Here is a 26834-nt window from a genome sequence, read left to right as displayed (position 1 = left end):
GGCATGTCACGGCGTGGACGCGGTCCCTGGCGTCGGCGCCGACCGTCACCGTCTCCCGTACGGCGGGCGCCTGCCGGACACGGCGCTGCTCGTCGCCGGGTCGGTGGTGCTCGTCCTCGGCGCGAGATTCTGCGCGAGATGAAGCTGCACCTGCCGCTGTCGCTGCTGCTCCCGGTGGTCACGCCGCTCGGTGACCTCTCCGGCCTGCTGCTCGTGGCGTGGCAGTTCGACGGCCTGGTCGCCGTGGTGATCGGCGTCGCCGCGATGAACGCCGTCCCGTCCGCTCCCGGCGCCGCGGCGCTCGCGGTGGTCGTGGCCGCCTACTGCGTCCGGGCAGGACTGCGCAGGACGGGCTGGGCGCGCCGGGGCCTGGTCTCCCGTCTGAGGCGGGTCCGAGGCCGGACACGACCGCACCCGGACCGCGACGGCGCCGTGCTCGGCGGCCTGCGGACCGGGTGCGGATCTGAAGACCGTGCGGCACGGGTCACCGTGCGTCCAAGGCGTGAACGAGGGTCAGGCCTTCTTGGTCTCCTAGTGATCGGCCAGGTCGGCGACCTGCGGGGATCTTCCCTGTGGGGCGCTGACCTGGCCTTTTGATGTTGGGTGGCGATGGGGTGCGACGGTCTTGATCGGGTGTCCTGCGGACTGTCTGCGGACTGCTCATCCGATGCACCGAGGGCTGTCCGGCGGATCAGGGCCGGACAGCCACTAGACGAATGAGGCCGATGTCGGGCCGGTGCGCGGGCTTGCGGAGAGGGCGCTCAAGATCATGTTGTGACGCAAGACCTGAACACCCTCTGGACCGCGCTGTACGTGAAGATCGGCAACGAGATCGGAGGGACCCGGTGGATAGGGAAGCCGCCGCTGCTGACCGACTCCGAGCTCGTCCGCCTTGCCGTGGCGCAAGCCCGGCTCCGCAGGTACGGGTCCAGGCACGCCGCTCGCGCAGCGCAACGGCAGGTCTTCCGGGTACGTGCCCACGCCGTCCCGCCCGCCGGACTGCTCGGCATCTCCACGGCGGCCACCTGTTTCCGGGGTTCTGCTCGGCAGGCTCAGGGGCAGAGGCCGGCCCGGAAGGTGAACGAGACGAGTTGCGCTCGATCACGTGCGCCGACCTTCGTCATCGCCCGCACCGCATGCGTCTTCACGGTGAACGGCGACACCGACATCTGGGCGGCTATCTCGTCGTTGCCCAGACCGCTCGCGACGAGCACGACCACGTCCCGCTCCCTGGGGGTCAGGGCGTCGAAGCGGCGCAGCAGCTCCCGGTCGATCACCGGCGGTGGACTGTTGGTCATGTGCCCGATGAGCGCGGCCGTCGCGGCGGCCGAAAGCGCACCGCCACCGCCCACGACCTCGGTGATTCCGGCGACCAGTTCGGCGGGGCTCACGGTCTTGCTCAGGAAGCCGTTGGCACCCGCGCGAAGGGCGGCCAGCACGATGTCGTCCTGGTCGAACGTGGTCAGCACGATCACCCGCAGCTTCTCGGGCGGGTGCTCCTTGCGGATCCTGCGGGTGGCCTCGACCCCGTCGATGCCGGGCATCCGGATGTCCATCAGGACCAGGTCGAGGGGGTGGTCCCGGAGGAAGGGGACGACCTGGAGTCCGTCGGAGAGGTCACCCACGACGACCAGATCCGGGTCGAGCCGGAGCATCGCCTTGATGCCGGCCCGGATCTCGTCCTGGTCGTCGACGATCAGAATCCGTGTCGTCATACGGCGGCTCCCAGCGGGCTGAACTCGGCGTGGACCCGGAATCGCCCCTCGCCGCTGTCGATCGTCAGCCGCCCGTTGGAGGACTCGACGCGTTCGCGCATCCCCACGAGTCCGAGTCCGCCGCCCGGCCCGGAGCCGCCTGGCGAGTGACCGACGCGGTTCTCCACGGTGAGGCAGATCCGGCCGTCGCGCTCGCGCACCTCCACCGTCGCAGCCCCCTCTCCGTGCCGGTAGGCGTTCGTGAGTGCTTCCTGAACGACTCGGTAGACCGTCACGCCGACGCTGGGTTCCACGAAACCGGTGGGGATGTCGAGGGAGGGCCGGACGTCGAGGCCGATGCTCTCGAAGGAGGCGACCAGGCCTTCCAGGCCGCTGAGCGCGGGGGTCGGCCGGAGCGCCTCGTCGTCGGAACTGTCGTCCCCGAGGCGGAGCAGCGCCAGGATCCGCTGGGTCTCGACGACGACGGTGCGGGCGCTGGTCCTGGCCGACCCGAGGGCCTGCCGGGCGGACACGGCGTCCTCGGGCAGCCCGATCTCCGCGGCACCTAGATGCATGCTCAGCATCGCGACCTGGTGGCCGATGACATCGTGCAGGTCCCGGGCGATGCGGAGCCGTTCCTCGGTCACCCGGCGGGTGGCCTCGATCTCGCGGGTGGCGAGGGCGCTCTCGGCCCGTTCCTCCAGGGTGAGCCAGTGCTCCCGGTGGATGCGCAGCGCGGCCCCGGTCGCCCCTCCCGCGACGGCCGAGAAGAGCGCGGCGGACCCCACGATCGCGCCGCCGCGGAATCCGCCCACGGTCATGAACGCCCCCAGGAAGAAGGCAGCCACGATGCCGATTCCGACCAGCGGCTGTCTCCCCCTGAGGGTGACCGAGAAGAGGACGAGCACCGCCATCATCCACACCGACAGGGGATCGTGGCCCACCGCGGTGACGGCGAAAGACGCCCCGCTCGCCACGACCAGTCCCGCCCACGGCCGCCACCAGGAGAGGGCGACACCGCCGCCAGCGAGGAGGACGGACAGGACCGTCGGCCCCTCCGACCCGCGCAGGACCACCGCCACGATCTGGCCGGTGAACACCAGCGCGGCGACCGCGTAGGCGGCGAGGTGCAGCGCCTCGGGGCGGCGGACCCACAAGGGTGCCATGGGCCCGACCTGATTGTTCTGCACCTTGACCATGGTCCGATTCTCGGCCACATGTGCAGCGGCCGTGTACTTCGAACGAAGTAGACGGCGGGCCGGGCCCGGGGCCCCTGCGGTGCGAAGGAGACGGCAGAACTACTTCGTTCGAAGTACACGGACTGTCCCGAGGTCGCCAAGACTCGTCATTGAGGCGACCGTCTCACACCATCACGCTCACCCCACGGGACACCCGATGACGCAGACCACCGTGACTTCGCGCACGACCACGACCCCGACTGCGACGACGCCCTCCGGGCTCCGCTCGCTCCACCTAGTCCGAGTCGCCTTCTCCCTGATCTGGGTGGCACTCGTGGTGACGACCTCCGCCTCGCTCGTCTCGACGGACAAGCCCACCGCGACCGCGTCCGTGCTGCTCGTGATCTACCCCCTGTGGGACGCCGTCGCCACGCTCCTGGAGCGGCGCCTGGCCGGCACCGGCCCCATGGACCGCGTCGGTGCCATCAACGTGGCTCTCGGCCTCGGCACCGCCGCCGGGATGTTCGCCGCCGCCTTCTCCACCATCGGGACGGCCCTGCTCGTGTTCGGCGTCTGGGCCCTCTTCTCCGGAGCGATCCAGCTCGTCGTGGCCATCCGGCGCCGGCGCACCGTCGGCGCCCAGTGGCCCATGGTCATCAGCGGCGGACTGTCCGTCCTCGCCGGCGGCTCCTTCGCCGCCATGTCCGCCTCGCCGACGAGCGGCCTGTCCTCCGTCGCCGGATACTCCGCCTTCGGCGCCTTCTGGTTCCTCGTCTCCGTCATCGCCCTGACCGTCCGCGGCCGACGCGAGCAGCGTTGACCACCGCCGTCGGAGCCACCGCCTCTCCTGGAGGCGCGGCGTGGCCTCGTCGTGGACGATGACCCCGGCGACCAGCAGGGTCATCGGTTCGAGCGCCGGCTTGAGGGCCTTGGGCTGGTCGTCGGTCTGCTGGGTCACGGTGTGCCCTTCGTCGGGCGGGTTGTTGGGCATGTCAGGCGAGGGCCTCGCGGGCGCGGCGGGCGAGATCAGCGGTACCGGGAACGCGGCGGCGCTGGTAGACCGCGAGCGTGGAGCGGATTGAGGTGATCGCCTCACGGGTTCGGTCGGAGGTCATGCCCTCCATGAGTTGGCCAGGTGGTAGGCGTTCAGGCCCTTGGTTCCGTACTCGGACCATGGTGCCTCCGCGTCCTGGAGGAGGGGGCGAGCAGGTCCTGGCTGCGCAGAGCCTCCTTGTGGCCCTCCTGCTCGAACACGCGGCGGACGTCGCGCAGCAGTTGGTTGCCTCTTCAGCCTCGTCTGCTCATCCTGGACCACCTCGTTGCGGGTCATCGCCAGGCAGGCGGCCCGGGAGCGGGAGGGCCAGTGCCCGCCGGCCAAGTCGGCGACGATCTCCAGCGGATCCCACGTGTCGGCGGCCCGGTCCTCGACCGGCATCTGCGGAACCAAGCCCTCTGCCGTGCTCCGCAGCGGGGCCAGCCACGCGGTCAGCCGGTCCCGCAGCGCGTTCAGTTCCGGAACGGAGCGCGAGCGGAACGGGGCGATCGTGCGCGTCCTGACCGCAGCCGTGGAGGACAAGGTCATCGCGTCCAGCCCGTGCCGCCGGATCACCCTCCCGCCCACGTCGGACGAGGAGGTCACGCCCCCTACGGTCGCCCAGGTCGAGGCCATGGCCCGGGTGATGCCGCCGTACATCCGTGCAGCCATCGTCACGCTTGCCGGATCAGGCTTGCGAGCAGGCGAGTTGCTCCAGCCTCAAGGTGTCGGATGTCGACTTCAAGGCAGACGCCATCCGCGTCGAGCGGCAGCGGCTCCAGTCAGTCGGGGAAGATCGGCCCGCCGAAGACCGCGCAGTCCCGGCGCACCGTCCCGGTCGGCGAGGTCGTCACCGACGCCGTCCTCGCGCACCTTGCCGCACGCCCGAAGATCCTGTCGATCGGATGGGACGGTAGGCGGCGTTTCTGCTGACCTGGGCATATGGCTGTGACCTGCGGCGAAGCGATGTGCGCATCTAGCAGAACCTAGCAGCGTTGCGTAACGACTCCTCTTGATCATCTCCCATGGATTCTCCCACCCCTCCTGGCGGCGAGACGCAGGCCGGACATGCAAAGACCGCCTGCCCGCCGGAGGTGCTCGGCGGACAGGCGGCCGTCTTGTGGAACAAAGATCGAAAAACGCGACCCGCCTGACGCTGACATTGGGACATGTCGCTCTGACCGTTGTCGAGTGCCCCGCGATCTTCCTGACTGGACCTACACACGGCGACGTGAGCAGGGAGATCGCATCCGAGACCTGCGGTCCCGCGCCAACCTCACGCAGGAGGTTTTCGCGGAGATGACCGGTATCGACCGTCGCACACTGCAACGCATCGAGCCCGGCACGAGCGATCCGCCCTACAGTTCCCTCCTGCTCATCGCTGACGCCCTCGACGTGCCCCTGCGGGATCTGGTCGGCTGACGGGCCGCGGTCAGGCTCGGGCGCGCACGACGAAAGTGCCGACCGTCCGGTTGCCGGGAGGCGCCGCCAGGACGGTCGCGTCGACGTCAGTGAAGCCGTACTCCTTCAGCAGCTGCTCCCAGGCGTCAGGCTCGTAGTCCCACCGCTTCACGACGAGCGGGTCCTCGTCGGCGCCGCGCGGGATGTACGAGGCCTGGCAGCCGTAGCAGCCGGGCACCGGCGGCCGCTGGGAGAAGACGAGCCGGCCACCCGGGCGCAGCTGCTCGCGGATCGCCGGCAGTAACAGTGCCGGATCGGTGAACCAGGCGGCGCCGTACACCGAGTACACGGCGTCGAACCCCTGCTGGTCCTCGCGCAGGAAGGCGACGGCCTCCGTCTGGTGGAACTCCAGGCCGGGAACCCAGCCCCACCGCTCCTGGGCCGCAGCAAGCTGGCAGGGCGAGACGTCGACGCCGACGGCGATGACGCCGAGCGTGGCAAGGTGCGCAGCATTGCCACCCTTGCCGCAGCCGAGATCCAGGACACGTGCGCCCGGTTGAACCTCAAGCAGTTCGACGCCGGGGCCGTGGTCCGCGTACTGGGTCCAGTTGAACCAGGTCTCCTCGCCGAAGGCGTTGACCGGCCGTCGCTCGGGGCGCTGCCGTGAGTAGGTATCCCAGGCGATCGCGGTGTCTGTCACGTGTGCTCCGCTCATAGGGCCAGCCGCCCGGCTGTGACACCGGACGGCTGGAGTGTTGTACAGATGGTGCCGTGCTGTCAGCCGTTCTTGGGGCTGTCGGTGCACCCGGCGTGGCATTGGGTGCACTTGGCCAGGTCGGGCCACAGCTCTTCGTCGACGGTGTAGCCGGCGGCCGTGATGGCGGCGAGGGCACGCTCCCGGGCGGAGGCCGGGCCGCCGGGCGCGTCCTCGTCCTCGTCGGTCGGGACGTGGTGGACGAAGCGGCCGACGACGCGTTGGCAGAACTCGGCGTAGTCGACGGTGTGCAGGATGAACGCGTGCCAGCCGTAATCGACCAGTTCACTCGGCGCGCGCGAAGGACTGGCCCGGCTGCTGGCCGGACGCGGCGATGAACGCGGCGGCCTGGCCGACGATGCGACGCGCGGTCTCTTCGCCGATCTCCGCGTGGTCGGTGGTGATACGGCGGGCGAGCCGGCCGGTCACCTCGGGGGTGGAGACGCTGGAGTCGATCGCCGAGCTGCGCCTGGCCGACGCGAAGCGAGCCGGGGAGATAGCGGAGGCCAACGACTTCGCCGCAGGCGCGCGGTTGCGCGCCGGACAGAAGATCAGGCTGCCGAAGGGCTTCACCCTGACCCCGCCGAAGTACTCCAGCTACCGGACGTTGATCCTCCCGCCGTTCCTAGGCGAGCTGCTGTCCGAAGTCCTCGCCCTGAACGCGCACCCGACACTGGTCTTCCCCTCGCAGCGCGGCCGGCCGCTCCGCGTGGACGACCAGTCCTACGGGCGGTTCTGGAAGCCCATCCTCGTCGGCCAGGACGCCGAGCCCATCCGCCGCGGTCGCAAGGCGACGCCGGCGCTCCCCGCGGTCGACGGCTTGGCCGACATGGTGCCGCACGGCCTGCGCCACGGGCACGAGGTCTGGCTGGACGAACAGGGCCACCCGCGGGTCGCCGTCGAGGAGCGGATGGGGCACAAGCTCCAGGGCGCGGAGGGGACGTACAGCCACACGTCTCCGGAGATGGAGCTGGGCATCGCGCGGGCGCTCCAGGAGGCGTGGGAGAAGTCGGCGGTGGACGAGGAGGCCCCGCAGTGGGAGAGGCGTCGACCGTCGTCCTGACCTCGTCTCCCGAACGTCTCCCATTGGATCTTGAAACGCCAGAGGAGCCCGGCCGTATCGCACGGTCGGGCTCCTCTGTGTATCGCTCTGACCTGCTGGTTAACCCTGCCGGGAGGGAGTCCATGGTCGGTAGCGAATCAGGCCTTCTTGGTCTCCCAGAAGATCCTGTCGATCTGGGCGATGTAGTCCAGGGCCTTCTGGCCGGTCGCCGGGTCGGTCGAACCCTTGGCGGCCGACAGGGCCTTGAGGGTGTCGTTGACCAGCTGGTGCAGCTCCGGGTACTTCTCGAAGTGCGGCGGCTTGAAGTAGTCGCTCCACAGCACGGAGACGTGGTGCTTGGCGAGCTCGGCGCGCTGCTCCTTGATGACCGTGGCGCGGGCCTGGAAGTGCGGGTCGTCGTTGCCGGCCATCTTCTCCTGGACGGCCTTCACCGACTCCGCCTCGATGCGGGCCTGGGCAGGGTCGTACACGCCGCAGGGCAGGTCGCAGTGGGCGCTGACCGTGACCTTGGGGGCAAACAGGCGGGAAAGCATGAAGCGTTCCTTCCTCGTGATCGTCTTCTCAGGGGGGACATTACTCCCTGGGAGGCCCGTTTCGGCGAGTGCCCCCGTGGGCTTAGGACAAAAGTCCGGGGTGAGACTGAGACTGGTGAAGGAAAGACCGGGGAGGTGCCGGGTCATGCCGGAGCAGTTGTCGCAGGAGACCGAACGCGCGAGAGGGGCGTTGCCCTTCGGACCGGCCGAGGTGACCGGGCCGTCGATGGTGCCCACGCTGCACCACGGTGACGTGCTGCTCGTGCACTGGGGGGCGCGGGTGAGGCCGGGCGACGTGGTCGTGCTGCGGCATCCCTTCCAGCAGGACCTGCTCGTGGTCAAGCGGGCCGCCGAGCGGCGGGGGGCCGGCTGGTGGGTGCTCGGCGACAACGCCTTCGCGGGCGGGGACAGCACCGACTACGGGGTCGTGCCCGAGGAGCTCGTGCTCGGGCGGGTGCGGGTGCGGTACCGACCCCCGAAGCCCGGTCAGCGTTCGCCGTTCGCCGTGGTCCGCTGGGCGCTGTCCGCACTCCGGCCGGTGCCGGCGGACCGGTCGGCCTCCAGGCGTTTGCGGGCGCGGTAGGCCGCCACGTTGGCGCGGGTGGCGCAGCGGTCCGAGCAGTACCGCCGGGAGCGGTTGGTCGAGGTGTCCAGGTAGGCGTTGCGGCAAGGGGCCGCCTCGCACAGGCCCAGGCGGTCCACGCCGTACTCGGTGAGGTGGAAGGCCAGGCCCATCGCCGCGATGGCGGCGAAACCGGCGGTCGCGTTGGACGGGTGGTCGGCCAGGTGCATGTGCCACAGCGGGCTGCCGTCGTCGTCGCGATGGTCGTGGCCGGAAATCTGCGGGCTCACCGGGAACTCCAGCAGGAGCGAGTTCAGCAGGTCCACGGCGAGGGTCTCGTCGCCGCCGTCGGCCGCCTCGAAGACCGCGCGCAGCCGTCCCCGGACCGAGCGGAAGCGGGTCACGTCCGCGTCCGTGGCGCGACGGGCCGCCGACTGATTGGCGCCGAAGAGTTCGCGGACGGCCTCGACCGAGGTGAGGGAGTCCTGCCCCCGGGCCGGCTCCTCGGTGTTGACGAGACGTACGGCGTAATCCGAGTAATAGGCCAGTTCCACTTGTAGTCCTTACGGAGGGGCTCTATGGTCGTGCCTGCGGTCAGGTAATGGCTGATCGTGCTTCCAGGGTATTACGTGACGACATGCGACGGAGGGGCTCGATGACGGACGCGGACATCACCACCGCCACCACACCCGTGGCCGACTGGCAGGCCTGGCAGGAGAGCTGGGACCGGCAGCAGGAGTGGTACATGCCCGACCGGGAAGAACGCTTCCGGATCATGCTGGACATGGTCGAGGCGCTGGTCGGCCCCGCGCCCCGGGTGCTCGACCTCGCCTGCGGCACCGGCACCATCACGGCCCGCCTGCTGGCCCGCTTCCCGGAGGCCACCAGCACCGGCGTGGACCTCGACCCGGCCCTCCTGGCCATTGCCGAGGGCACCTTCGCCGGCGACGAACGGGTCTCCCTGGTCACCGCCGACCTCAAGGACCCCGACTGGACGGCGAAGCTGCCGTACGACTCCTACGACGCCGTACTGACCGCCACGGCCCTGCACTGGCTCCACGCCGAACCCCTCGCGGCCCTCTACGGTCGGGTCGCGGAGATCGTCCGCGACGGTGGTGTCTTCATGAACGCGGACCACATGATCGATGAGACGACGCCCCGGATCAACGCGGCGGAGCGCGCACGACGGCACGCTCAGATGGACGCCGCCAAGGCGGGGGGTGCGCTCGACTGGTCCGAGTGGTGGCAGCTCGCCGCCAAGGACCCGGTGCTCGCCGGGCCCACCGCCCGCCGCTTCGAGATCTACGGCGAGCACGCCGACGGCGACACGCCCTCGGCGCAGTGGCACGCGCGCGTGCTTCGCGAGAAGGGCTTCGGCGAGGCGCGGCCGGTGTGGTGCTCGCCGTCGGACACGCTGCTGCTGGCGCTGAAGTAGCCCACGGCCACGCCGGAGGGGCGGTACGGACGTCCGTACCGCCCCTCCGGCGTGCGTGCGGGTGTTCAGAGGACCTTGGACAGGAACGCCTTGGTGCGCTCGTGCTGCGGGTCCGTCAGGACGTCGCGCGGGTTGCCCGATTCCACGACCACGCCGCCGTCCATGAAGACCAGGCTGTCGCCGACCTCACGGGCGAAGCCCATCTCATGGGTGACGACGACCATCGTCATGCCCGACTCGGCGAGGTCCCGCATGACGTCGAGGACGTCGCCGACCAGCTCGGGGTCGAGGGCCGAGGTGGGCTCGTCGAACAGCATCAGCTTCGGGTCCATGGCCAGGGCCCGGGCGATGGCTACGCGCTGCTGCTGGCCGCCGGAGAGCTGCGAGGGGTAGTTGCCGGCCTTGTCGCCGAGGCCCACGCGCTCCAGAAGGGCGGTGGCGCGCTCCCGGGCCTGGGACTTGCTGACGCCCTTGACCTGGACCGGGGCCTCCATGACGTTCTCGACGGCCGTCATGTGCGGGAACAGGTTGAAGCGCTGGAAGACCATGCCGATGTCCCGGCGCTTGACCGCGACCTCGCTGTCCTTCAGCTCGTAGAGCTTGTCGCCCTTCTGGCGGTAGCCGACCAGCTCGCCGTCGACGTACAGACGCCCGGCGTTGATCTTCTCGAGGTGGTTGATACACCTGAGGAAGGTGGACTTGCCGGAGCCGGAGGGGCCGATGAGGCAGAACACCTCGCCCTGCTTCACCTCCAGGTCGATGCCCTTGAGGACCTCGACGGCGCCGAAGGACTTGTGGACGCCCTCGGCCTTGACCATGGCGGTCATGCGGTGCCTCCCGTCGTGCTGGAGCGGTTCGACAGGGACAGCAGGTTCGCCCTGATCTTCTGCAGCGGGGTCGCCGGCAGGCTGCGGCTGGAGCCGCGGGCGTAGTGGCGCTCCAGGTAGTACTGGCCGACGCTGAATACGGAGGTCAGCAGCAGGTACCAGGCTGCCGCGAGGAACAGCATCTCCGCCGGGGCGCCTGAGGTCTGGCCGATGTCCTGGGCGACCCGGAACAACTCGGCGTACTGGACGACCGACACCAGCGAGGTCGTCTTCAGCATGTTGATGACCTCGTTGCCCGTCGGCGGCACGATCACGCGCATCGCCTGCGGGACCACGATCCGGCGCAGCGTCTTGGTGTGGCTCATGCCGAGCGCGTGCGCCGCCTCGGTCTGGCCTTCGTCGACCGCGAGCAGGCCGGCGCGGCAGATCTCCGCCATGTACGCGGCCTCGTTGAGGCCGAGGCCGAGCAGCGCCGTCAGGAACGGCGTCATGAAGTCGGACCACTCGTCGCGGTAGACCGGGCCCAGGTTGATGTACTCGAAGACCAGGCCCAGGTTGAACCAGACGACCAGTTGCACCAGGACCGGAGTGCCGCGGAAGAACCAGATGTAGAACCACGCGATGGACGAGGTCACCGGGTTCTTCGACAGCCGCATCACGGCGAGCAGGATGCCGCCCACGATGCCGATCAGCATGGCCAGGACGGTGATCAGCAGCGTCTTGCCCATGCCGGTCAGGACACGGTCGTCGAAGAAGTAGTCCGGGATCGCACCCCAGTTGATCTTGCCCTGGGAGAACGCGTACACCACCGCGGCCAGCAGCGCGATCGCGACGACCGCGGAGACGTACCGCCCGTAGTGCCGGACGGGGATGGCCTTGATGGCCTCCGGCCCGGCGGGCGGGGTGCCGGCCGGGCCGCCCGGCGTCTTGTCGATGTCAACAGTCACGGATGTTGCCTTTCAGCGCCCGGCGCGCGGTCACTTGCCGCCGTTGATGGTGGCCTCGGTGACGGCGCCTTCCGCCACCCCCCACTTGTCCATGATCTTCTTGTACTCGCCGTTGGCGATCACTGCGTCCAGCGCCGCCTTCAGGGCGTCCCGGAGCTGGGTGTTGTCCTTCGACACCGCGATGCCGTACGGGGCGGCCTCGACCTGCTCGCCGACGAGCTGGAAGTCGTTGCCGCCGCCCGAGGTCTTCACCGCGTAGGCCGCGACCGGGAAGTCGGAGGAGCCGGCGTCGGCGCCGCCCGCGCGCAGGCGGGTCTGGGCCTGCTGGTCGTTGTCGAAGGCCTCCATGGCGATCTTCTTGCCGGCCGGGCACTTCTCGTTCTCGGCCTTGGCGAGGTCCTCGGAGACCGTGCCGCGCTGGAGGACCAGCTTCTTGCCGCACAGGTCGGACCAGGTCTTGATGCCCTGGTCGTCACCCTTCTTGGTGTAGATCGAGACACCGGCGGTGAGGTAGTCCACGAAGTCGACGCCTTGGCCGACCTTCTTGCCGGTCTCGGAGTCGATGCCCTCCTGGCGGTCCTTGGTGTCGGTCATCGCGGACATGGCGATGTCGTAGCGCTTGGAACGCAGACCGGTGATCAGGGTGTCGAAGGTGCCGTTCTCGAACTCGAACGTCACACCGAGCTGCTTGCCCATGGCGTTCGCGAGATCGGGGTCGATGCCGACCGTCTCGCCGGACTTGTCCTTGAACTCGACCGGGGCGTAGGCGATGTCGGAACCGACCTTGATGACGCCCTTGTCGCGAATGGCCGGCGGCAGCTTGTCGGCCAGCGGGGCCGACACGGCGGACTGGTTGTCGCTGCCGGAGTCGCTCTTCTCGGTCTGGTCGCCGCATCCGGTGAGCAGCAGGGCGCCTGCGACCGCGATCGCACCGACCGCTGCTGTCCGGGAATGCGCGGCGGTCGTACGACGGGTGGAGCTTGCGGTCATGGTGGTTCCTCCGGCGGATGAATGGAGATGCCGATGGTGACGGTGGAGTTCCGGTGGAGCGGGGCGCCGGCCGGAGGACCGACAGGCGCCCTGGGTCGACGAGAGCACACGCCTTCGAGTGTCGCGACCTCGTGTGATTACGGCATCTTGCCATTCGGACTCGGCCATTCAGGGGGGACGCCATGTCAAAATCGGGTAACGGGTGACCGCCCGAACCGCACCAGGTCGGTACATCACGACCGAACCTTTACGGGAATCTTCCCTTCCAGCCGAAAGATCTTCGGCATTCCCCGATATCGGGAGACGGTCCGTCGGTGCGTGGGGCTGTCGAGTGCTTGCTGCGGAAGCCTGTCAAGAGGTCGGAGAAAGTTGTCCTGATCCCTGGCTATGAGCCATGTCACCGGCATCCGGCGTTCGGGGTCCGACATGTGAGCTTGCGCTTATCCGACTCGTCGCGGGGGGTGTCCGTCGGGTAAGAAGGTGCTTTACACCCCTCATCAGGGGCTCAGGGCGCGTGTGCGGCGCGCCCGTCGCGCAGGCCTCCCTGTGGCCCAGTCGGCCATCCTCCTGCGCGGTGCCCGCCCATTCCTCACCAGGAGTGGACAAACCCTCAAACCATGAACTCTTAAGGGGTAAGACAAAGTGGCAGCGGAGATCGTCAATCCTCGCAGCGACAGCGACGCCGGTACGGTGCAGGAGACGGGGGAGCCCCTCGACTCCTTCGACCCGGCGTTCGCGCTGCATCGCGGCGGCAAGATGGCCGTGCAGGCCACCGTGCCGGTCCGCGACAAGGACGACCTGTCCCTGGCGTACACGCCCGGCGTCGCGAAAGTGTGCAGCGCGATCGCCGAGCAGCCCGACCTCGTCCACGACTACACGTGGAAGTCTTCGGTCGTGGCGGTCGTGACGGACGGTACGGCGGTTCTGGGGCTCGGGGACATCGGCCCCGAGGCCTCCCTTCCGGTGATGGAGGGGAAGGCGATCCTCTTCAAGCAGTTCGGCGGTGTGGACGCGGTTCCGATCGCGCTGGACTGCACGGACGCGGACGAGATCGTCGAGACGGTGGTGCGGCTCGCCCCCTCCTTCGGCGGCGTGAACCTGGAGGACATCTCGGCGCCGCGGTGCTTCGAGATCGAGCGCAGGCTCCAGGAGCGGCTCGACATCCCGATCTTCCATGACGACCAGCACGGGACGGCGGTCGTGACGCTGGCGGCGCTGCGGAACGCGGCGCGGCTGAGCGGGCGGACCCTGGGCGAGCTGCGGGCGGTCATCTCCGGCGCGGGCGCGGCCGGTGTCGCCATCGCCAGGATGCTGGTCGAGGCCGGCGTCGGGGACGTCGCGGTCGCGGACCGCAAGGGCGTCGTCTCGGCGGACCGGGACGACCTGACGCCGGTGAAGCAGGAGCTGGCCTCCTTCACCAACAAGGCCGGGCTGTCCGGCTCGCTGGAGTCGGCCCTCGCGGGCGCCGACGTCTTCATCGGCGTCTCCGGCGGTACGGTGCCGGAGCCGGCGGTCGCCTCGATGGCGAAAGGTGCCTTCGTCTTCGCGATGGCCAACCCGAACCCCGAGGTGCACCCGGAGGTCGCGCACAAGTACGCGGCGGTCGTGGCGACGGGGCGGTCGGACTTCCCGAACCAGATCAACAACGTGCTGGCGTTCCCGGGCATCTTCGCGGGTGCGCTGCAGGTGCGCGCGTCCCGGATCACCGAGGGCATGAAGCTCGCGGCGGCCGAGGCGTTGGCCTCCGTGGTGGGCGACGACCTCGCCGCGGACTACGTCATCCCGTCCCCGTTCGACGAGCGCGTGGCGCCGGCCGTCACGGCGGCGGTGGCGGCGGCGGCCCGTGCGGAGGGGGTCGCGCGGCGGTGACCGTGTGACGCCTTGCATGTGGAGCGGCCTCGTCCCCGGTGGGCGGGGCCGTTCGCTTTTCGGGTCGGGCGGCGTCGTCGGGGCCGCAGGGGTGCCCGCAGCAAGGGTGGCCGGAGGCAAGAGGGCGTGTGTCACACGGCGTCGTGGTTCCGGTCGGCGGGTGTGTTACCTATCGTCAAGGTCATGTTCGCTGTCTACGCCGCCCGAATCGACCGCGACCAGCCGCTGACCGGCCTGGAGTTGGGAGAGCGCCCGGCTCCCGAGGCCCGCCCCGGCTGGAGCGTCGTCGATGTCAGGGCCGCCTCCCTCAACCATCACGACCTGTGGTCCCTGCGCGGCGTCGGCCTCCCCGAGGAACGGCTCCCGATGATCCTCGGCTGTGACGCCGCGGGTGTCGACGAGGACGGCAACGAGGTCGTCCTGCACTCCGTGATCGGCCAGACCGGTCACGGCGTCGGTCCTGAGGAGCCCCGCTCGATCCTCACGGAGCGCTACCAGGGGACGTTCGCCGAGCAGGTCGCCGTGCCGACCTGGAACATCCTGCCCAAGCCGAAGGAGCTCTCCTTCGAGGAGGCCGCCTGTCTGCCGACCGCCTGGCTGACCGCGTACCGGATGCTGTTCACCAACGCCGGGGTGCGTCCGGGGGACTCGGTGCTGGTGCAGGGCGCCGGCGGTGGGGTCGCCACGGCCGCGATCGTGCTCGGCAAGGCCGCGGGACTGCGGGTCTTCGCCACCAGCCGGGACGAGGCCAAGCGCAAGCGCGCGTCGGAGCTGGGCGCCGTGGAGGCCGTGGAGACGGGCGCGCGGCTGCCGCAGCGGGTCGACGCGGTCATCGAGACCGTGGGCGCGGCCACCTGGTCCCACTCCGTGAAGTCGCTCAAGCCGGGCGGCACTCTCGTCATCTCCGGGGCCACCAGCGGTGACCGGCCCTCGCACGCCGAGCTGACCCGCATCTTCTTCCTCGAGCTCAAGGTCGTCGGCTCCACGATGGGCACCAAGGACGAGCTGGAGGACCTGCTGTCCTTCTGCGCCGCCACGGGTGTCCGTCCGGTCATCGACGAGGTGCTCCCGATGGACCGCGCCCGGGAGGGCTTCGAGCGGATGGCTTCCGGCGAGCAGTTCGGGAAGATCGTGCTCAGCGGTTCCTGACGCGTTCTCCGAGCCTCCCGCACCCCGGAGCGTGTCAACCAGTGTTGGCACACTCCGGGGTGTCAACCTACGTTGACTGCATGAGCGAAGCAACCGATCTCGCCGCACGCGCGGGTGATCGCGATCCCCGGGTCGGGCTGCGGGCCGTCGCCGCACTGCGCAGGCTGCTGGAGCAGCTGGAGGCGGTGCAGGTGCGCGGTGCGCGCAATCAGGGGTGGTCGTGGCAGGAGATCGCCACCGAACTCGGGGTCAGCAGGCAGGCCGTGCACAAGAAGTACGGGAGGCATTGATGTTCGAGCGGTTCACGAAGGACGCCCGGGACGTGGTGCAGGGGGCGGTCGGGTACGCGGAGGAGGCGCGGGCGCAGACCGTCGATCCCGAGCACCTGCTGCTCGCCCTGCTCGACCGCGAGGGCAGCCGCGCCTCCTTCGCGCTGGCGGCGCTGGGGGTCGCAGGACGCGGGTACGCGGTACGGCAGGCCCTTACGGAGGCGCGTCGCCGTGCCGGGCTGTCGCAGGCCGAGACCGACGCCCTCGCCGGTCTCGGGATCGACGTCTCCGAGATCGTCGCCCGCGTGGAGGAGGCCCATGGCGTCGGCGCCATGTCCGGTGACCGGAAGGATTCGCGCTGGTGGTCCGGGCACCGCAGCTTCAGCAAGGGGGCCGAGGAGGTGCTGGTGAAGGCCCTGAGGGTCGCCGTCGCCCGGCGCGACCGGCGCATCGGGGACGAGCACATCCTCCTCGCCCTGACCGTCCGCCCAGGAGTGCCCGCCGAGGTGCTCGCCGACCACGGGGTGACGCACGAGTCGCTGACCAGGGCGCTGGGCGGCGACACGGGGGAGGCCTGCGCCTGAAGGGCGCTGCCCGTGGCACCCCCCCGACCAGGCTCCTCAGCGCCGCACCGTGGGTGCCGTGCCCGGGTTCAGGACTTGGGTGTCCGCAGCGTCGCCCCGATGTGGGCCGCCGCCGTCGAGAGATGGCGGCGCGTCTCACGAAGCTGGTCGGCCGTGACCCCGTGGTCCCGGGCCGCGTCCCGGATGTCGTCCCGGAAGCGGTCGAGCAGCCGGTCCAGGTCGCGGGCGGGGTCGCCGGTGGACTCCGCGGCGTCCTCGTGGGCCCAGGCGGGCTCGTAACCGGCCGGGAAGTCCTCGGGCGTGGACGAGTACTCGGCCCGGTGGGTGGCCGTCCCGGCGTCGGAGCGGCCGAAACCCCGGTCCCGGCCGAATTCCTTCCCGACGTCCTTACCGAAGTCGCCGACCTCCCTGGCCAGTTCGCTCAGGCCCTCGCGCAGTCCCGTCGGCCAGTCGCCCCGTGCGAAGTGGTCCTGCACCTGTTCCTGGACCCGCCGGGCGATGCGCTGCACTTCCTCCTGCGCCTGCACCCGGGCCCGCTCCTGGGCCTCCTTGGCCTGGCGCCGGGCCCGCTGGGCCTCCTCACGGGCGCGGCGGCTCTCGTCCTTGGCGCGGCGGGCCTGCTCCTTCCACTCCTGCTTGACGCGCCGCATCTCCTCCTTGGCCGCGCGCCAGGCCTCACTGTCGTCGGGGGTCGCGGCACCGGTGGAGAAACCGCCGCCCTCGCCCTGCGCCCCGGAACCGGCGCCCCGACGTGCCGCGCTGGCCGCGGCCCGCATCTCCCGGCGAAGATCACCCGCGGCGCCGCGCACGTCGGCCCGGATCTCGGCGGCGAGCTCGGCGACCGACTCGCGGATCTCCAACTCCAGGTCGGCCAGTTCACCGCTGCGGTCGGACAGCTCGGCGCGGCCGGCGTCCGTGATGGCGTACACCTTGCGCCCGCCCTCGGTGGTGTGGGTGACCAGGCCCTCGGCCTCCAGCTTGGCCAGGCGCGGGTACACCGTGCCCGCCGACGGCGCGTACAGGCCCTGAAATCGCTCCTCGAGGAGCCGGATCACCTCGTAGCCGTGGCGCGGCGCCTCGTCCAGGAGCTTGAGGAGATAGAGGCGCAGGCGGCCGTGGGCGAAGACGGGGGGCATGTCAGAGCACCTTCTTGTCGGTCGTGCCGTCGGCCGGGGTGGCGGTGGTGCCGTGGTCCTGGCCGGAAGCGGAATTGTCCCCCGAGTCGTCATGCACGTCGTCCACCGGGCCCGGACCGGAATCCGGCGCATCCTCTCCCCTCGGCCCCTCCTCCGCCGCCGGGCGGCGCAGCAGGGCGATGGATCCGGAGAGCGTGGTGGCCTTCAGTCGGCCGTTGCCCGCGCCGAGCCGGCCGGTGATCCGCTTGGCGCCCCACTGGCCGGTCACCCGCAGATTCTCGAAAGCGCTGGAGACGCTGCCGCTGGCGGTGTTGGCCTCCACCTTCGCGTCGGCCGGCTGGGGCAGCCGGATGGCGATCTCGCCCGAGACGCTGTTCACGCTGATGTCGGTCGGCCCGCCCGCCGGGTCCAGGTCGACGATCATCGAACCGCTCACCGAGTCGGCCCGAACGGAGGAACCGGCCTCCACCACCGTCAGGTCACCGGAAACGGAATTGAAGCGCAGGTCACCGGCGAGTGCCTGCGCCTCCACGTTCCCGGAGACGGTGTCGGCGCGGACCGGGCCCGTGAGGCTCACCAGCGTGGTGTCCCCGGAGACGCCCTTCACCTCGGCACGGCCCTCCAGTCCGGAGACGACGGCCGCCGCACTGACCACACCGACCTCCACGCGAGTGCCGGTCGGCACGGCGAGGGAGACCACCGCGTTGCGGCGCCAGCCCTTGCGGTCGAGCCACTTGAGGAAGTTCTTCCAGGGGAGGTCCTCGTAGGCGACCGTGAGGACGCCGTCCTGGTGGGTCACGATCAGGGGTGGCCCCTCGATCTCGGAGACCTCCAGGCGGGCGGAACCCTCGTCGGTGCCCACGACGTTCACTGTTCCATGGACGATGCGTACCTGGAGCTCACTGACGGACTCGTCGAAGGTGAGCTTCATGGGCTCCGCGACGGACCACTCGGACATGGTGCAGACCTCCTCGACCGAACGCGGCATATCGCGTCCTGTCTATTCACGATATATCGCGGACATGGAAAGTCAAGACACCCGTTCCAGTGATCCGTGACCGGCCGAAGATGCGAGATTGGCCTAGTTTGTGAGCATGTCGACGGAAGAGGCGGAGGAATCCGCACCCGGCTCCGGCGCCACTCCCGGTGCTCTGCTGCTGTGCCGCGCCGAGCCGGACTCCGTCGCCGCCGTGGCCCCGCTGCTGGGCGAGCGCATGCCGCTGGTCCGGGCCGGGGAGAAGTGGAGCGTGCTCGTCCCGGAGGGCCGGCCCTGGCAGCTCGGCGAGGATCCGGTCGACCGCGTGGTCACCGGATGGGCCGCGGCGCTCGCCGTCGGCGCCCCGTGGCCCGTACTCGCGCTGTGGTGGGACGCAGACCGGGCCGGCTACACCCTCGCGTCCGGTTTCCGCCGTCCCGTCGGCTACGTGTGGCTCGCGGACGGCACCCCGGCCGGCGAGGACGAGGCCATGCGCACCTTCGCCGCCCGCCTCGGCCTGGACCCCGTACTGGACCTCCAGTCACTGGACCGGCTGACCCGGCCGGACCGCGAGGCCGACGCCCGGGCCAGGCTGCGGGGACTGCTGGCGGTCCTCACACGCGCGGGCGTCTCGCTGCCGACCGGACTCGGCATCGGCCAACCCGCCCATCGGCTGCTCGAGCGCGCCCGCGCCCTGCCCGACGCCCGGTGGGCCGCCCCGGCGCGGGGACGCGGCGCCGCCCGGCTCGCCGTCCGGCTGCCGTGCGGGTACCGCCCCGATCGCCGTGTGCTCGCACTGGCCCAGGTGACGGCCGGTGTGCCGCTCATGGCCTGGGGCGCACGGCGGCGCAGCGGCGGCTGGGCCGGGCTGGGCGCCGTGCTGACCTGTCACGGAGCGCTCGGCCTGGTCCGGCCCGCACCGCCGAGGCCGTGACGAAGGTTCGCCGGCGATCCGGCCAGGCGTGTGCCGGGCCTCACCGCCCCGGCGCCCGCGCGGCGCCGTTTGCATAGTCTTGGGGACGGATTCGGAACACGGACGCACGCAGGAGAACACCACATGTACTTCACCGACCGCGGCATCGAGGAACTGGAGAAGCGGCGCGGCGAGGAGGAGGTCACCTTCGAGTGGCTCGCCGAACAACTGCGTACGTTCGTCGACCTCAACCCCGACTTCGAGGTGCCCGTCGAGCGCCTCGCCACCTGGCTCGCCCGGCTGGACGACGAGGACGACGACGAGTGAGGGCCGGGGCAGGGAGTCAGGCCCTCGTGGGCGGAGGGCGCAGGAGGGGGGCACCGCTCCGGTGGGACGGGAACCGGTGGGCGACCCGGCTGTCCCCTCGCGCCGGGCGCGAACCGGGGTTTAGTCTGCTCCCCCTTGTGGGGTAAGACACCCACACAGCGGCGGGGGAGCCGGAAACGAACGGACGGGGGCGCCGTGGCCGGTGGGATCGAACAGGTACGGCTCGACGACGGGACCGTCGTCTGGGCAAGGGTGAGCGCGACCGACGACGCGGTGACCGGGGACGGTTTCGAGGACACCGGGGTGCGCGACCGCGTCATCGACATGGCGGGAGGGCTGGCCGACACGGTCGGCGGCGTCGTGCGCTCCCTGCGCGCGGGACTGGACACCCAGGAATCGGTCGAGGTCTCCGTCGGCTTCGGCATCGAACTGTCGGCGCAGGCGGGCACCGTGGTGGGCGCCATCGCGGGCGGCGGTGGCAACGCCTCGCTGACCGTGTCGCTGACCTGGACCGAACCGGCCCGGCGGGACGGCGCATCGGCGCCGGAGCCGGAGGGCGGTGCCGGCGTCCCGTCCCGGTACCGGACCTCCGGGGCCGAATGAGCGCCCTCGAAGACCTGGTGCGCCCCTCGCTCGCGCGCATCGTCGCACCGGGTGACGGGTATGCACCGGAGCGTGGCGACTACTGGGGTTCGGGATTCTTCATAGCGCCGGGCTGGCTGTTGACCTGTGCCCACGTCGTGGGGAAGGGGGGAGCGGAGGTGTGGCGGAGTCGGGGCCCCGTGGGGGTCGTCTGGCAGGGCGGCACCACCACGGGCGAGGTGGTGCTCGCAAAGCCGCGGCCCGAGCCCGGACAGGCGGGCCGCGGGCGCTGGGAGTTCCCGGACATCGCGCTGGTGCGGGTGCACGGCGCGGACGACGCCCCGTGCGTCTGGCTGAGCGACCGGACCCCGGCCGTCCCGGCCCCGGTCTCACTGCACGGCTGGTCGCGGCAGACCGGCGCCCTGGGCATCCGGCACCGCGTCGGTGAGGCGAGCGGCTGGGACGGACCGGCCCTGCTGCTCTCGGGCGGTCTGCCGGTGGAGGGACTGTCGGGCGGCCCTGTGGTCGACCTGCGCCACGGTTCCGTCATCGCCATGAACAAGGGCGTCAAGCAGTCCGTCGGGCACGCCGAGGGAGCCGCGACCCCGATGACCGCGCTGCGGAAGCTGCACGACATGCGCGGTGGCGACGTACTCCACACCGTGCTGCGCGAACACGACCTGCACCACCTCGCGCGCTTCCACCGCCCCGGGGCGGACCCCGACTGGACGCGCGTCCAGACCGGGCTGCGCGATCCTGGCACCCCCGGACTCACCCCCGCCCAGCGCGTCCACCTCTACGGCCACCTCGCCCAGTTGCCGCCACCCGGCGGACCGGGCGAGATCGCGGGCCTCGTGCAGGAGGCCAAGGCCCGCGTGGTGCGGTCGGACTTCCGCTCCCCGTTCCCCGAGGACCTGCGCACCTGGCGGGAGGGCGCGGCCCTGCTGCACGGGCTGCGCGACCTCGGCGACAAGGGAAGCAGGCCCGAGCTCGACCTGGACGCGGTACTGCTGTACGCGGCCAAGGTGGCCCGGCACGCGGTGCTGGAACGTCCGGGAGAGACCGACCCGGAGCCGCTGCGGCGCTTCACCCGGTGGATCGCGGAACAGGCCGTCCTGTACGCCCAGCCCGCGATCCGCGAGGACGTCGACCGGCTCCTGGCCGACGTGAGAGCGCCGGCCGCCGCCCGGTCCGCCGGACCCGTCCTCGCGCGCGAGGCCCCGTCCGGCGCCGGAGCCGACGTCCTCCTCGACATCGGCGAGCCGGTCTACGGGGAGCGCTATCCGCTGAGCGTGCGGCTCCTCTACGACGGCCGTGACGTCACCCCCGTCTACAGCAACGACCTCGGCGTGCGGCGCCACGAGCTCCAGGAGCACCTCAGGGAGCCGCTGGCCGAAGCCCTGCGGCTGGGCGACCGCGGTGAACACCTGGCGGTGATCGAGGCGTTCCTGCCCCGAGCCCTGCTCGACGAACCGATCGACGAATGGCGACTCGTCACCGACGGCGGTGCGGACGGCGGGAGCGGTGCGGGCGGCGAGTACGAGGACCCCGACTTCTTCGACGAGCAGTCCATGCCGCTCGGACTGCGCCGTACGGTCCTCCTCCGCGACCGCCGCCGCAACGCCCGGCCCCCGATCCCGGAATGGCGCCGGCGCTGGACGGCCGCCGCGCGCGGGCCCCTCTCCGGCATACCGCTGCGCGGCGAGTCGACGGACTTCGGGCACCACTCCGGCGGACGCCGCGAGAGCAGGTACGGCACCCTCCGGCGGTTGTCGGGCAGCGGCGACGGCTGCGTCCCGGTCTTCTGCGGGCCCGTCGGCAGCGGCGCCGGGCGGGAGGCCATGGACGTCGCCCTTGCCGCCGGGCATCCGCTGGTGCTGTGGCGCCGGGACGGCCACGACCACGCCGCGTGCCGGGCGTTCCACCGGAGCGCGGCCCGCCTGCTCTCCCTCGCCGGCCGCGCCGAGGGCCTGCACGGGCACGTGCGAGACCTGCGGATCGGCGCCATGGACCCCGAGATCGCCGAGAGCGAGGGACTCACGGGGAGGATCGCCGTCCTCTACGACCCCCCCGACCGACCGCAGTTCGGAACGGAGGCGATGCGGCCGCCTCCGCTGGCGGCCCCCCCGATCATCTGACGAGGCATCAAGGTCCGGAATCGTTCGTGTCCGGGTATCGGGAAAGCGCGGGCGTCCGGGAGACTCGGCAGGCCGGGCGCCCGGACGGTAACGTCGTAGGCGAACGGCCCGGACCGCTGCAAGATCACCAGAGCCGGAAGGAGCCCATGGTGAACGACTGGCGGATCTACCGCGGCGTGGGTCAGCCGCACGACGGCGTACGGCGGTTACCGGAGCCGCCCCCCTGGCGGGACTTCACGCGGGCGCGGGACGGCGCGCCGGCCGGGTCGGAGGACCCCAGCGGCGCCCGCAGGCTCGGCGTCCGCCGCCGCACCGTGGAGAACTACGCGCCCCGTCCCGCCGAGGTCGACGCCGTGAACGCGGCCCTGTACCTGCGCCGCCCGCTCCTCGTCACCGGCAACCCCGGCACCGGGAAGTCCACCCTCGCCTACGCCGTCGCGCACGAGCTGAAGCTGGGCCGGGTGCTGCGCTGGCCGATCGTCAGCCGGACCGCCCTGCAGGACGGCCTGTACCGCTACGACGCGATCGGCCGGCTCCAGGACGTCCAGTTGGCACGCGCCCGCGGCGACGGGCGGGACGGCGGGAGCCGGGTCCCCGGCATCGGGGCGTACATCCGGCTCGGCCCGCTCGGCACCGCCCTGTTGCCGTCCGATCTGCCCCGGGTCCTGCTCATCGACGAACTCGACAAGAGCGACCTCGACCTGCCCAACGACCTCCTGAACACGCTGGAGGAGGGCGAGTTCGCCATCCCGGAGCTGGAACGCGTCGCCGACCGGGAGCCCGTCGTCGAGGTGCTGTCGCACGACGGCGACCGGGTGGCCGTCCACGGCGGGCGGATCGCCTGCACCGAATTCCCGTTGATCGTCCTGACCTCCAACGGTGAACGGGACTTCCCCGCACCGCTGCTGAGGCGCTGCGTCCAGCTCGAACTGGAGCCACCGGGGGAGGAACAGCTCACCGCCATGGTCGAGGCACACCTCGGCGAGGAGGGGGTCGTGGCGGGGCAGGACCTGATCGGCAGGTTCCTCGACCGCGAACCCGGCGAGGTGATGGCCGCCGACCAACTGCTCAACGCCCTCTTCCTCACCCAGCACACGCCCCACGCGGAACGGCTCACCCGCGAGCGCATAGCGGACATGCTCATGCAGCGGCTCGACCGGTCGAGGTGAGGGCCCGATGCAGGGCGCGCCGCTGGAAGAGCTGATCGGCCGGTTGCGCCGCGCCGGCCTCGACGTGACCGCCGAGGACGTCGCGGACGCCGTCTGGCTGGCCCGACGGCTCGGCGCGACACCGCCCCACGACGCCGCCCTCCGTGACCACCTCACCGACCCCGGCTCCGAACCGGCCGGTGGGCCGGCGAGGGGGCCGGCCCCGTCGCGGCCGGAGCCCGGGGAACCCGCCACCACCGACCGCGGGACACCGCGGCCCGACCCCGGGCCCACCGCCCCCGGAACTAGGGCGTCCACCCCGGTGCCGCTGCGCGCCGCGGCCGCCGCCACCGGCCGGGCCCAGGACGGCGGCGGCGCCCACGCCACCTTCCCGGTGCGCGCCCCCGCCGCCAACGCGCTGCCCGGCCTCCTCGGTCTGGAGAAGGCCCTGCGTACCCTCGGCCGCTACCGGGTCGCCGGCACCCCGCCCGACGGCGGCGTCGACGAGGAGGCCACGGCCGAGCGCGCCGCCGCGAGCGGGATCCTGCTGCCCGTACCGCGGCCGGGCCGCAACCGCCGGTGCGACGTCCACCTCCTCATGGACACCGGCCCCACCATGGCCGTGTGGGGACAACTGGCGGAGGAGCTGAGCCAGGCCTGCCGACAGTCGGGCGCCTTCGCCGCCGTCCGGGTCCACCACCTGTACGCCGACGCCACCGGGTACCCGGTGATCGGTCCGGCCGCCGAGCCCGGCAAGCCGCTCAGGCTGCGATCGCCGGACGAACTCCACGATCCCTCGGGCCGTTCCGTCACCCTGCTGATCAGCGATTGCGTGGGCGCCCAGTGGCACAGCGGCGGGGCGCAACGGCTCCTGCGGTCCTGGCCGCGCTCCTCCCCCCTGGCCATCGTCCAGCCCCTGCCGCCCCGGCTGTGGGGCCGCACGGCGCTGCCCGCGGAGCCGGGGCTGCTCGTCCGGCCCGCCGACCTCGGCGGGCGCCTCACCTTCCACCCGGACGAGGAGCCGTGGAACGAGCCGGCCGCGCCCGTCGCGGCCGTGCCGGTGCTCCAGCCGACCCCCGAGGCGTTCGACACCTGGGCGCGGCTGCTGGCCGGCACGGGCCCCACCAGGGAGCGCGCCTGGGCGGCCAGGACGGTGCACCGCCCCGCACCGGCGGCCCCGGCCGACGGGGTGCCGCGCGGCGACGACGAACTGGTGCGCGCGTTCCGGGCGACCGCCTCGCCCGGCGCCCTGCGCCTCGCCGTGTACCTGGCCGCCGCGCCGCTCACCCTGCCCGTCATGCAACTCGTGCAGCGCGCGATGCTCCCCGACACCGGCCCCATGGAACTGGCCGAGGTCCTGCTGGGCGGACTGCTGCGCCGTCTGCCGGGCACCGAGGAGCAGCCCTGCTTCGCCTACCCGGGGCGGGTCCAGGACCTGCTGCTCAGCACCCTCGACCAGGACACGGCCGGACTCGTCCTCAAGCACTGCTCGGCATACGTGGAGCGCCGCTTCGGCAAGGGCACCCGCAACTTCGCCGCGCTGGCCGCGGTCCGCCTCGCCGGACAGGACGCGGGTGCCGGCGACGCCGGGCCGGTCGTCGACGACGGCTCGGGGCCGCCCGCCGGCGACACCCCCGAGTCCGAACTCTTCGCCCGCGTCCCCGCCCGCGTGCTGCGCTTCTACCTGCCCGACATGGTCACCCCCGAGCCGCTGACGGAGGCGGAGCGGCTGCTCGGCCAGTGGCGCACGCTGGCCGACCCCGAGGTGCTGCACCGGGCGAGGGAGCACGCGGAGGCCGCGGTACGCGCCGCCACCGGCACCGACGCCACGACGGTCGACGAGGGCGACGTCGTCCGGGCCCGGCTGGTCCTCGGCCGGGTGCTGCGCGCCGAGGCCGACACGGTGGCGGGCCGCGCCCACGAGCGCCGGGTGGACCTCCTCACCGCCGCCACCGAGCACCTGGCGGCTGCACGCCGCTCGGCGCCCGACCAGAGCCCCGCACAAGCGGAGTCCGCCCTCGAACTGGCCGCCGGACTGCACGCGTTGTGGCGCGTCACCGAAGAAGCGGACCACCTCACGACCGCGCTCGCCGTCCTGGCGCCCGACACGCCGCCCTGGCCCGAGGCCACCCGCCGGGCCGCCGCGCCCGCGACGGGGACCGGGCCCTCCCCGGATCGCCGGGAGGCCGAGACCTGGCGCACCGTCCACCGGGCCAGGCTGCTGCGCCGGGGCCGGCTCCTCCTGGACCTGGGGCGCTACGACGAGGCCGCCGCCGACCTGCGCCCTGCCTGCGCCCTGCTGGACGACTCCGGCGCCCCCCACGCCGTACGCAGCCGGGCCCTGCTCGACCTGGTGCGGGCGCTGCGCGGCGCGGGAGCGGACGAGGAGGCGACACGGGAAGCGCTGCTGAGGGCGGAGCGGGCCGCCGGCGACGACCCCGCCCTGAGGCTGCCCTGCCTCGTCGCCCGTGCCGCGTTCCACGACACGGTCGGCGAGCCAGGGGAGGCCGACGCGGCCTACGAGACGGCCGTCATGCTGGCCCCGGCCGAGGGCCCCCGACGCTGCGAACTCCTCACGGTCTGGGGCGAGTCGCTGCTGCGCCGCGCCTCCCGCAAGGACGGCGCGGGCCTGGTGGACCGCGCGGAGAACGTCCTGCGCGAGGCGCTGAAGGCCCTGCCCGCCCGATCCGCGCAGCGCGGACGGCTTCAGGCGCTCGTCGGCAGCGCCCTCGCCCAGCGCTTCCGCCACCTCGGCTTCCTGCCGGACCTTTTCGAGAGCCGGCACCTGCTGGGGCAGGCGGTGCGGGCGGCGGCCGACGTGGGGGTACGGGCCGAGGCCTGGCTGCAGCTCGGCAGGGTGCGGCTCGAAGGGTGGTACCGGGCCGGGGCGCCCGTGCTGTTCGAGGCGCTGCAGGCGTACGAGAACGCCGAGCGCGAGGCACGTGCGGTCTACGGCGACCGGCCGGGATCGCCGACGGCGGCGCGGGCCCGGCACGGCAGCGGAGCGGTGCTGGTGCTCCTGGGTCGGCCGAACGCCGCCGGAGCGGCTTACCGGGCCGCGCGGGACCAGTGGCAGCGGCTCACGGGAGCGCTGCGGGACGTCGACTGGGACGACGTGCAGCTCACCCGCCGGGCCGAGACGGAGCTGACGGAGGGACGAGTACCGGCGGCCCCGGTACGGACCATGCCCGAGGAGGAGTGGAGGCGGCTCGCTCCGCCCTGGCATCCGTGGGAGCAGCAGACCAACTCGGCCGAGTTTCAACACACCTGATCCGGTCCGGGTTTCTGCTCCCGACCGGTCGGGAAGAACTGGGCAACCGTTGCGA

General features: G+C 71.8%; 31 protein-coding genes and 3 pseudogenes. 19 read left to right on the top strand and 15 right to left on the bottom strand.

Annotation, left to right across the window (positions count from 1 at the left end; all coding sequences use genetic code 11):
* Window positions 1–13: 13 nt before the first annotated feature.
* From IE142_RS37375 to IE142_RS39365, 3 genes and pseudogenes are all read left to right on the top strand, one after another.
* Complete coding sequence (locus IE142_RS37375) at window positions 14–142, top strand: hypothetical protein (protein ID WP_268252967.1); 129 nt, start codon at window positions 14–16, stop codon at window positions 140–142.
* Window positions 139–597: a hypothetical protein gene (locus IE142_RS36775; RefSeq protein WP_229830663.1), complete on the top strand. Its 459-nt coding sequence runs from the start codon at window positions 139–141 to the stop codon at window positions 595–597. Before IE142_RS37375 ends, IE142_RS36775 begins: the two co-directional genes overlap by 4 nt.
* A gap of 177 nt (window positions 598–774) precedes the next feature.
* Window positions 775–942: pseudogene (locus IE142_RS39365) on the top strand (IS982 family transposase); the annotation flags it as partial.
* A 110-nt stretch (window positions 943–1052) separates the two neighbouring features.
* On the opposite strand, the gene IE142_RS18720 reads toward IE142_RS39365, so the two are convergent.
* A complete protein-coding gene (locus IE142_RS18720) occupies window positions 1053–1715 on the bottom strand; it encodes a response regulator transcription factor (RefSeq protein ID WP_191886831.1) in 663 nt (220 codons plus the stop codon).
* Complete coding sequence (locus IE142_RS18715; RefSeq protein ID WP_191886830.1) at window positions 1712–2893, bottom strand: sensor histidine kinase; 1182 nt, start codon at window positions 2891–2893, stop codon at window positions 1712–1714. Before IE142_RS18715 ends, IE142_RS18720 begins: the two co-directional genes overlap by 4 nt.
* A gap of 196 nt (window positions 2894–3089) precedes the next feature.
* Between IE142_RS18715 and IE142_RS18710 the strand changes: the two genes are divergently transcribed.
* Window positions 3090–3692, top strand: a complete 603-nt coding sequence (locus tag IE142_RS18710; protein ID WP_191886829.1) for a DUF308 domain-containing protein — start codon at window positions 3090–3092, stop codon at window positions 3690–3692.
* 30 nt (window positions 3693–3722) lie between these two features.
* Here IE142_RS18710 and IE142_RS36770 read toward each other — a convergent pair.
* From IE142_RS36770 to IE142_RS18705, 3 genes and pseudogenes are all read right to left on the bottom strand, one after another.
* Window positions 3723–3863 (bottom strand): annotated as a pseudogene (locus IE142_RS36770) (NUDIX domain-containing protein); the annotation flags it as partial.
* 1 nt (window position 3864) lies between these two features.
* Window positions 3865–3987 (bottom strand): hypothetical protein, encoded by a 123-nt coding sequence (locus IE142_RS37370; protein WP_268252968.1) that lies wholly within the window; start codon window positions 3985–3987, stop codon window positions 3865–3867.
* On the bottom strand, window positions 3984–4454 hold the full coding sequence (locus tag IE142_RS18705; protein ID WP_368857234.1) for a DUF3631 domain-containing protein: 471 nt from the start codon (window positions 4452–4454) through the stop codon (window positions 3984–3986). Before IE142_RS18705 ends, IE142_RS37370 begins: the two co-directional genes overlap by 4 nt.
* On the opposite strand from IE142_RS18705, the pseudogene IE142_RS37535 reads away from it, so the two are divergent.
* Window positions 4417–4793: pseudogene (locus IE142_RS37535) on the top strand (tyrosine-type recombinase/integrase); the annotation flags it as partial. The gene IE142_RS18705 and the pseudogene IE142_RS37535 overlap by 38 nt on opposite strands.
* Before the next feature lie 180 nt (window positions 4794–4973).
* Entirely contained in the window at window positions 4974–5327 is a 354-nt protein-coding gene (locus IE142_RS18695; RefSeq protein WP_191886828.1) for a helix-turn-helix domain-containing protein, read from the top strand.
* Window positions 5328–5337: 10 nt separating this feature from the next.
* Here the strand turns inward: IE142_RS18695 and IE142_RS18690 are convergent, their stop codons facing one another.
* The 3 genes from IE142_RS18690 to IE142_RS18685 all read right to left on the bottom strand — a co-directional run bounded on the left by IE142_RS18690 (window position 5338) and on the right by IE142_RS18685 (window position 6489).
* Window positions 5338–6006, bottom strand: a complete 669-nt coding sequence (locus tag IE142_RS18690; RefSeq protein WP_191886827.1) for a class I SAM-dependent methyltransferase — start codon at window positions 6004–6006, stop codon at window positions 5338–5340.
* A gap of 77 nt (window positions 6007–6083) precedes the next feature.
* Entirely contained in the window at window positions 6084–6314 is a 231-nt protein-coding gene (locus IE142_RS39430; protein ID WP_502266898.1) for a glycine-rich domain-containing protein, read from the bottom strand.
* 31 nt (window positions 6315–6345) lie between these two features.
* Entirely contained in the window at window positions 6346–6489 is a 144-nt protein-coding gene (locus tag IE142_RS18685) for a hypothetical protein (RefSeq protein WP_191886826.1), read from the bottom strand.
* A 7-nt stretch (window positions 6490–6496) separates the two neighbouring features.
* On the opposite strand from IE142_RS18685, the gene IE142_RS18680 reads away from it, so the two are divergent.
* Window positions 6497–7123: a site-specific integrase gene (locus tag IE142_RS18680; RefSeq protein WP_191886825.1), complete on the top strand. Its 627-nt coding sequence runs from the start codon at window positions 6497–6499 to the stop codon at window positions 7121–7123.
* Between the two features lie 137 nt (window positions 7124–7260).
* Here the strand turns inward: IE142_RS18680 and sodN are convergent, their stop codons facing one another.
* Window positions 7261–7656, bottom strand: a complete 396-nt coding sequence (sodN, locus tag IE142_RS18675; RefSeq protein ID WP_043380034.1) for a superoxide dismutase, Ni — start codon at window positions 7654–7656, stop codon at window positions 7261–7263.
* A 145-nt stretch (window positions 7657–7801) separates the two neighbouring features.
* On the opposite strand from sodN, the gene sodX reads away from it, so the two are divergent.
* Window positions 7802–8239 (top strand): nickel-type superoxide dismutase maturation protease, encoded by a 438-nt coding sequence (gene sodX / locus IE142_RS18670; protein WP_191886824.1) that lies wholly within the window; start codon window positions 7802–7804, stop codon window positions 8237–8239.
* On the opposite strand, the gene IE142_RS18665 is transcribed toward sodX, so the two are convergent.
* The gene (locus IE142_RS18665) at window positions 8143–8772 is read right to left on the bottom strand and encodes a CGNR zinc finger domain-containing protein (protein ID WP_191886823.1); all 630 of its coding nucleotides are present in this window, start codon (window positions 8770–8772) and stop codon (window positions 8143–8145) included. The two genes, sodX and IE142_RS18665, sit on opposite strands and share 97 nt — an antisense overlap.
* A 101-nt stretch (window positions 8773–8873) precedes the next feature.
* Between IE142_RS18665 and IE142_RS18660 the strand changes: the two genes are divergently transcribed.
* Window positions 8874–9653, top strand: coding sequence for a class I SAM-dependent methyltransferase (locus IE142_RS18660; RefSeq protein ID WP_191886822.1), 780 nt, complete (start codon window positions 8874–8876; stop codon window positions 9651–9653).
* A 65-nt stretch (window positions 9654–9718) separates the two neighbouring features.
* Here the strand turns inward: IE142_RS18660 and IE142_RS18655 are convergent, their stop codons facing one another.
* Genes IE142_RS18655 through IE142_RS18645 form a run of 3 tightly spaced genes read right to left on the bottom strand, consistent with a single transcriptional unit; the run spans window position 9719 to window position 12417 of the window.
* Complete coding sequence (locus tag IE142_RS18655; protein ID WP_306432570.1) at window positions 9719–10480, bottom strand: amino acid ABC transporter ATP-binding protein; 762 nt, start codon at window positions 10478–10480, stop codon at window positions 9719–9721.
* Window positions 10477–11427: an amino acid ABC transporter permease gene (locus IE142_RS18650; protein ID WP_043380022.1), complete on the bottom strand. Its 951-nt coding sequence runs from the start codon at window positions 11425–11427 to the stop codon at window positions 10477–10479. Before IE142_RS18650 ends, IE142_RS18655 begins: the two co-directional genes overlap by 4 nt.
* A gap of 30 nt (window positions 11428–11457) precedes the next feature.
* Entirely contained in the window at window positions 11458–12417 is a 960-nt protein-coding gene (locus IE142_RS18645; RefSeq protein WP_043380020.1) for an ABC transporter substrate-binding protein, read from the bottom strand.
* 642 nt (window positions 12418–13059) lie between these two features.
* Between IE142_RS18645 and IE142_RS18640 the strand changes: the two genes are divergently transcribed.
* The 4 genes from IE142_RS18640 (at window position 13060) to IE142_RS18625 (ending at window position 16288) form a co-directional block, all read left to right on the top strand.
* Complete coding sequence (locus IE142_RS18640) at window positions 13060–14286, top strand: NAD(P)-dependent malic enzyme (protein WP_191886821.1); 1227 nt, start codon at window positions 13060–13062, stop codon at window positions 14284–14286.
* A gap of 183 nt (window positions 14287–14469) precedes the next feature.
* A complete protein-coding gene (locus tag IE142_RS18635) occupies window positions 14470–15435 on the top strand; it encodes a zinc-binding dehydrogenase (protein ID WP_191886820.1) in 966 nt (321 codons plus the stop codon).
* Between the two features lie 80 nt (window positions 15436–15515).
* Entirely contained in the window at window positions 15516–15725 is a 210-nt protein-coding gene (locus tag IE142_RS18630) for an RNA polymerase sigma factor sigma-70 region 4 domain-containing protein (protein WP_043383227.1), read from the top strand.
* Window positions 15725–16288: a Clp protease N-terminal domain-containing protein gene (locus IE142_RS18625; RefSeq protein WP_191886819.1), complete on the top strand. Its 564-nt coding sequence runs from the start codon at window positions 15725–15727 to the stop codon at window positions 16286–16288. The genes IE142_RS18630 and IE142_RS18625 overlap by 1 nt, the downstream gene beginning before the upstream one ends.
* 68 nt (window positions 16289–16356) lie before the next feature.
* On the opposite strand, the gene IE142_RS18620 is transcribed toward IE142_RS18625, so the two are convergent.
* Window positions 16357–17424 carry a PadR family transcriptional regulator gene (locus IE142_RS18620; protein ID WP_191886818.1) on the bottom strand — a complete coding sequence of 356 codons (1068 nt, stop codon included), beginning with the start codon at window positions 17422–17424 and terminating at the stop codon, window positions 16357–16359.
* 1 nt (window position 17425) lies between these two features.
* A complete protein-coding gene (locus tag IE142_RS18615) occupies window positions 17426–18382 on the bottom strand; it encodes a DUF4097 family beta strand repeat-containing protein (RefSeq protein ID WP_191886817.1) in 957 nt (318 codons plus the stop codon).
* A gap of 136 nt (window positions 18383–18518) precedes the next feature.
* On the opposite strand from IE142_RS18615, the gene IE142_RS18610 reads away from it, so the two are divergent.
* From IE142_RS18610 to IE142_RS18585, 6 genes are all read left to right on the top strand, one after another.
* Entirely contained in the window at window positions 18519–19334 is an 816-nt protein-coding gene (locus IE142_RS18610; RefSeq protein ID WP_191886816.1) for a hypothetical protein, read from the top strand.
* A 123-nt stretch (window positions 19335–19457) separates the two neighbouring features.
* Window positions 19458–19640 carry a DUF6104 family protein gene (locus tag IE142_RS18605; protein WP_019075209.1) on the top strand — a complete coding sequence of 61 codons (183 nt, stop codon included), beginning with the start codon at window positions 19458–19460 and terminating at the stop codon, window positions 19638–19640.
* A 195-nt stretch (window positions 19641–19835) separates the two neighbouring features.
* Complete coding sequence (locus IE142_RS18600) at window positions 19836–20243, top strand: CU044_2847 family protein (protein ID WP_229830656.1); 408 nt, start codon at window positions 19836–19838, stop codon at window positions 20241–20243.
* Window positions 20240–22360 carry a VMAP-C domain-containing protein gene (locus IE142_RS18595; RefSeq protein ID WP_191886815.1) on the top strand — a complete coding sequence of 707 codons (2121 nt, stop codon included), beginning with the start codon at window positions 20240–20242 and terminating at the stop codon, window positions 22358–22360. Before IE142_RS18600 ends, IE142_RS18595 begins: the two co-directional genes overlap by 4 nt.
* Before the next feature lie 149 nt (window positions 22361–22509).
* Entirely contained in the window at window positions 22510–23529 is a 1020-nt protein-coding gene (locus IE142_RS18590; RefSeq protein WP_191886910.1) for an AAA family ATPase, read from the top strand.
* A gap of 7 nt (window positions 23530–23536) precedes the next feature.
* Complete coding sequence (locus tag IE142_RS18585; protein ID WP_191886814.1) at window positions 23537–26779, top strand: SAV_2336 N-terminal domain-related protein; 3243 nt, start codon at window positions 23537–23539, stop codon at window positions 26777–26779.
* Window positions 26780–26834: the final 55 nt, after the last annotated feature.

The organism is Streptomyces mutabilis (assembly GCF_014649815.1).
Classification (GTDB): domain Bacteria; phylum Actinomycetota; class Actinomycetes; order Streptomycetales; family Streptomycetaceae; genus Streptomyces; species Streptomyces mutabilis.
Note: the sequence above shows the minus strand (reverse complement) of the source record. Positions and strands in the feature narration are given on the sequence as shown.

Bases quoted from the DNA above. Each gene is read 5' to 3' on its own strand.
- IE142_RS18585 (WP_191886814.1), top strand. From the start codon at position 23,537: ATGCAGGGCGCGCCGCTGGAAGAGCTGATCGGCCGGTTGCGCCGCGCC.
- IE142_RS18620 (WP_191886818.1), bottom strand. From the start codon at position 17,424: ATGCCCCCCGTCTTCGCCCACGGCCGCCTGCGCCTCTATCTCCTCAAG.
- IE142_RS18695 (WP_191886828.1), top strand. From the start codon at position 4,974: ATGCAAAGACCGCCTGCCCGCCGGAGGTGCTCGGCGGACAGGCGGCCG.
- IE142_RS18630 (WP_043383227.1), top strand. From the start codon at position 15,516: ATGAGCGAAGCAACCGATCTCGCCGCACGCGCGGGTGATCGCGATCCC.
- IE142_RS18720 (WP_191886831.1), bottom strand. From the start codon at position 1,715: ATGACGACACGGATTCTGATCGTCGACGACCAGGACGAGATCCGGGCC.
- IE142_RS18635 (WP_191886820.1), top strand. From the start codon at position 14,470: ATGTTCGCTGTCTACGCCGCCCGAATCGACCGCGACCAGCCGCTGACC.
- IE142_RS18625 (WP_191886819.1), top strand. From the start codon at position 15,725: ATGTTCGAGCGGTTCACGAAGGACGCCCGGGACGTGGTGCAGGGGGCG.
- IE142_RS18715 (WP_191886830.1), bottom strand. From the start codon at position 2,893: ATGGTCAAGGTGCAGAACAATCAGGTCGGGCCCATGGCACCCTTGTGG.
- sodX (WP_191886824.1), top strand. From the start codon at position 7,802: ATGCCGGAGCAGTTGTCGCAGGAGACCGAACGCGCGAGAGGGGCGTTG.
- IE142_RS18605 (WP_019075209.1), top strand. From the start codon at position 19,458: ATGTACTTCACCGACCGCGGCATCGAGGAACTGGAGAAGCGGCGCGGC.
- IE142_RS18655 (WP_306432570.1), bottom strand. From the start codon at position 10,480: ATGACCGCCATGGTCAAGGCCGAGGGCGTCCACAAGTCCTTCGGCGCC.
- IE142_RS37370 (WP_268252968.1), bottom strand. From the start codon at position 3,987: ATGACCTCCGACCGAACCCGTGAGGCGATCACCTCAATCCGCTCCACG.
- IE142_RS18705 (WP_368857234.1), bottom strand. From the start codon at position 4,454: ATGACCTTGTCCTCCACGGCTGCGGTCAGGACGCGCACGATCGCCCCG.
- IE142_RS18610 (WP_191886816.1), top strand. From the start codon at position 18,519: ATGTCGACGGAAGAGGCGGAGGAATCCGCACCCGGCTCCGGCGCCACT.
- IE142_RS18710 (WP_191886829.1), top strand. From the start codon at position 3,090: ATGACGCAGACCACCGTGACTTCGCGCACGACCACGACCCCGACTGCG.
- IE142_RS18660 (WP_191886822.1), top strand. From the start codon at position 8,874: ATGACGGACGCGGACATCACCACCGCCACCACACCCGTGGCCGACTGG.
- IE142_RS18615 (WP_191886817.1), bottom strand. From the start codon at position 18,382: ATGTCCGAGTGGTCCGTCGCGGAGCCCATGAAGCTCACCTTCGACGAG.
- IE142_RS18595 (WP_191886815.1), top strand. From the start codon at position 20,240: ATGAGCGCCCTCGAAGACCTGGTGCGCCCCTCGCTCGCGCGCATCGTC.
- IE142_RS18645 (WP_043380020.1), bottom strand. From the start codon at position 12,417: ATGACCGCAAGCTCCACCCGTCGTACGACCGCCGCGCATTCCCGGACA.
- IE142_RS36775 (WP_229830663.1), top strand. From the start codon at position 139: ATGAAGCTGCACCTGCCGCTGTCGCTGCTGCTCCCGGTGGTCACGCCG.
- sodN (WP_043380034.1), bottom strand. From the start codon at position 7,656: ATGCTTTCCCGCCTGTTTGCCCCCAAGGTCACGGTCAGCGCCCACTGC.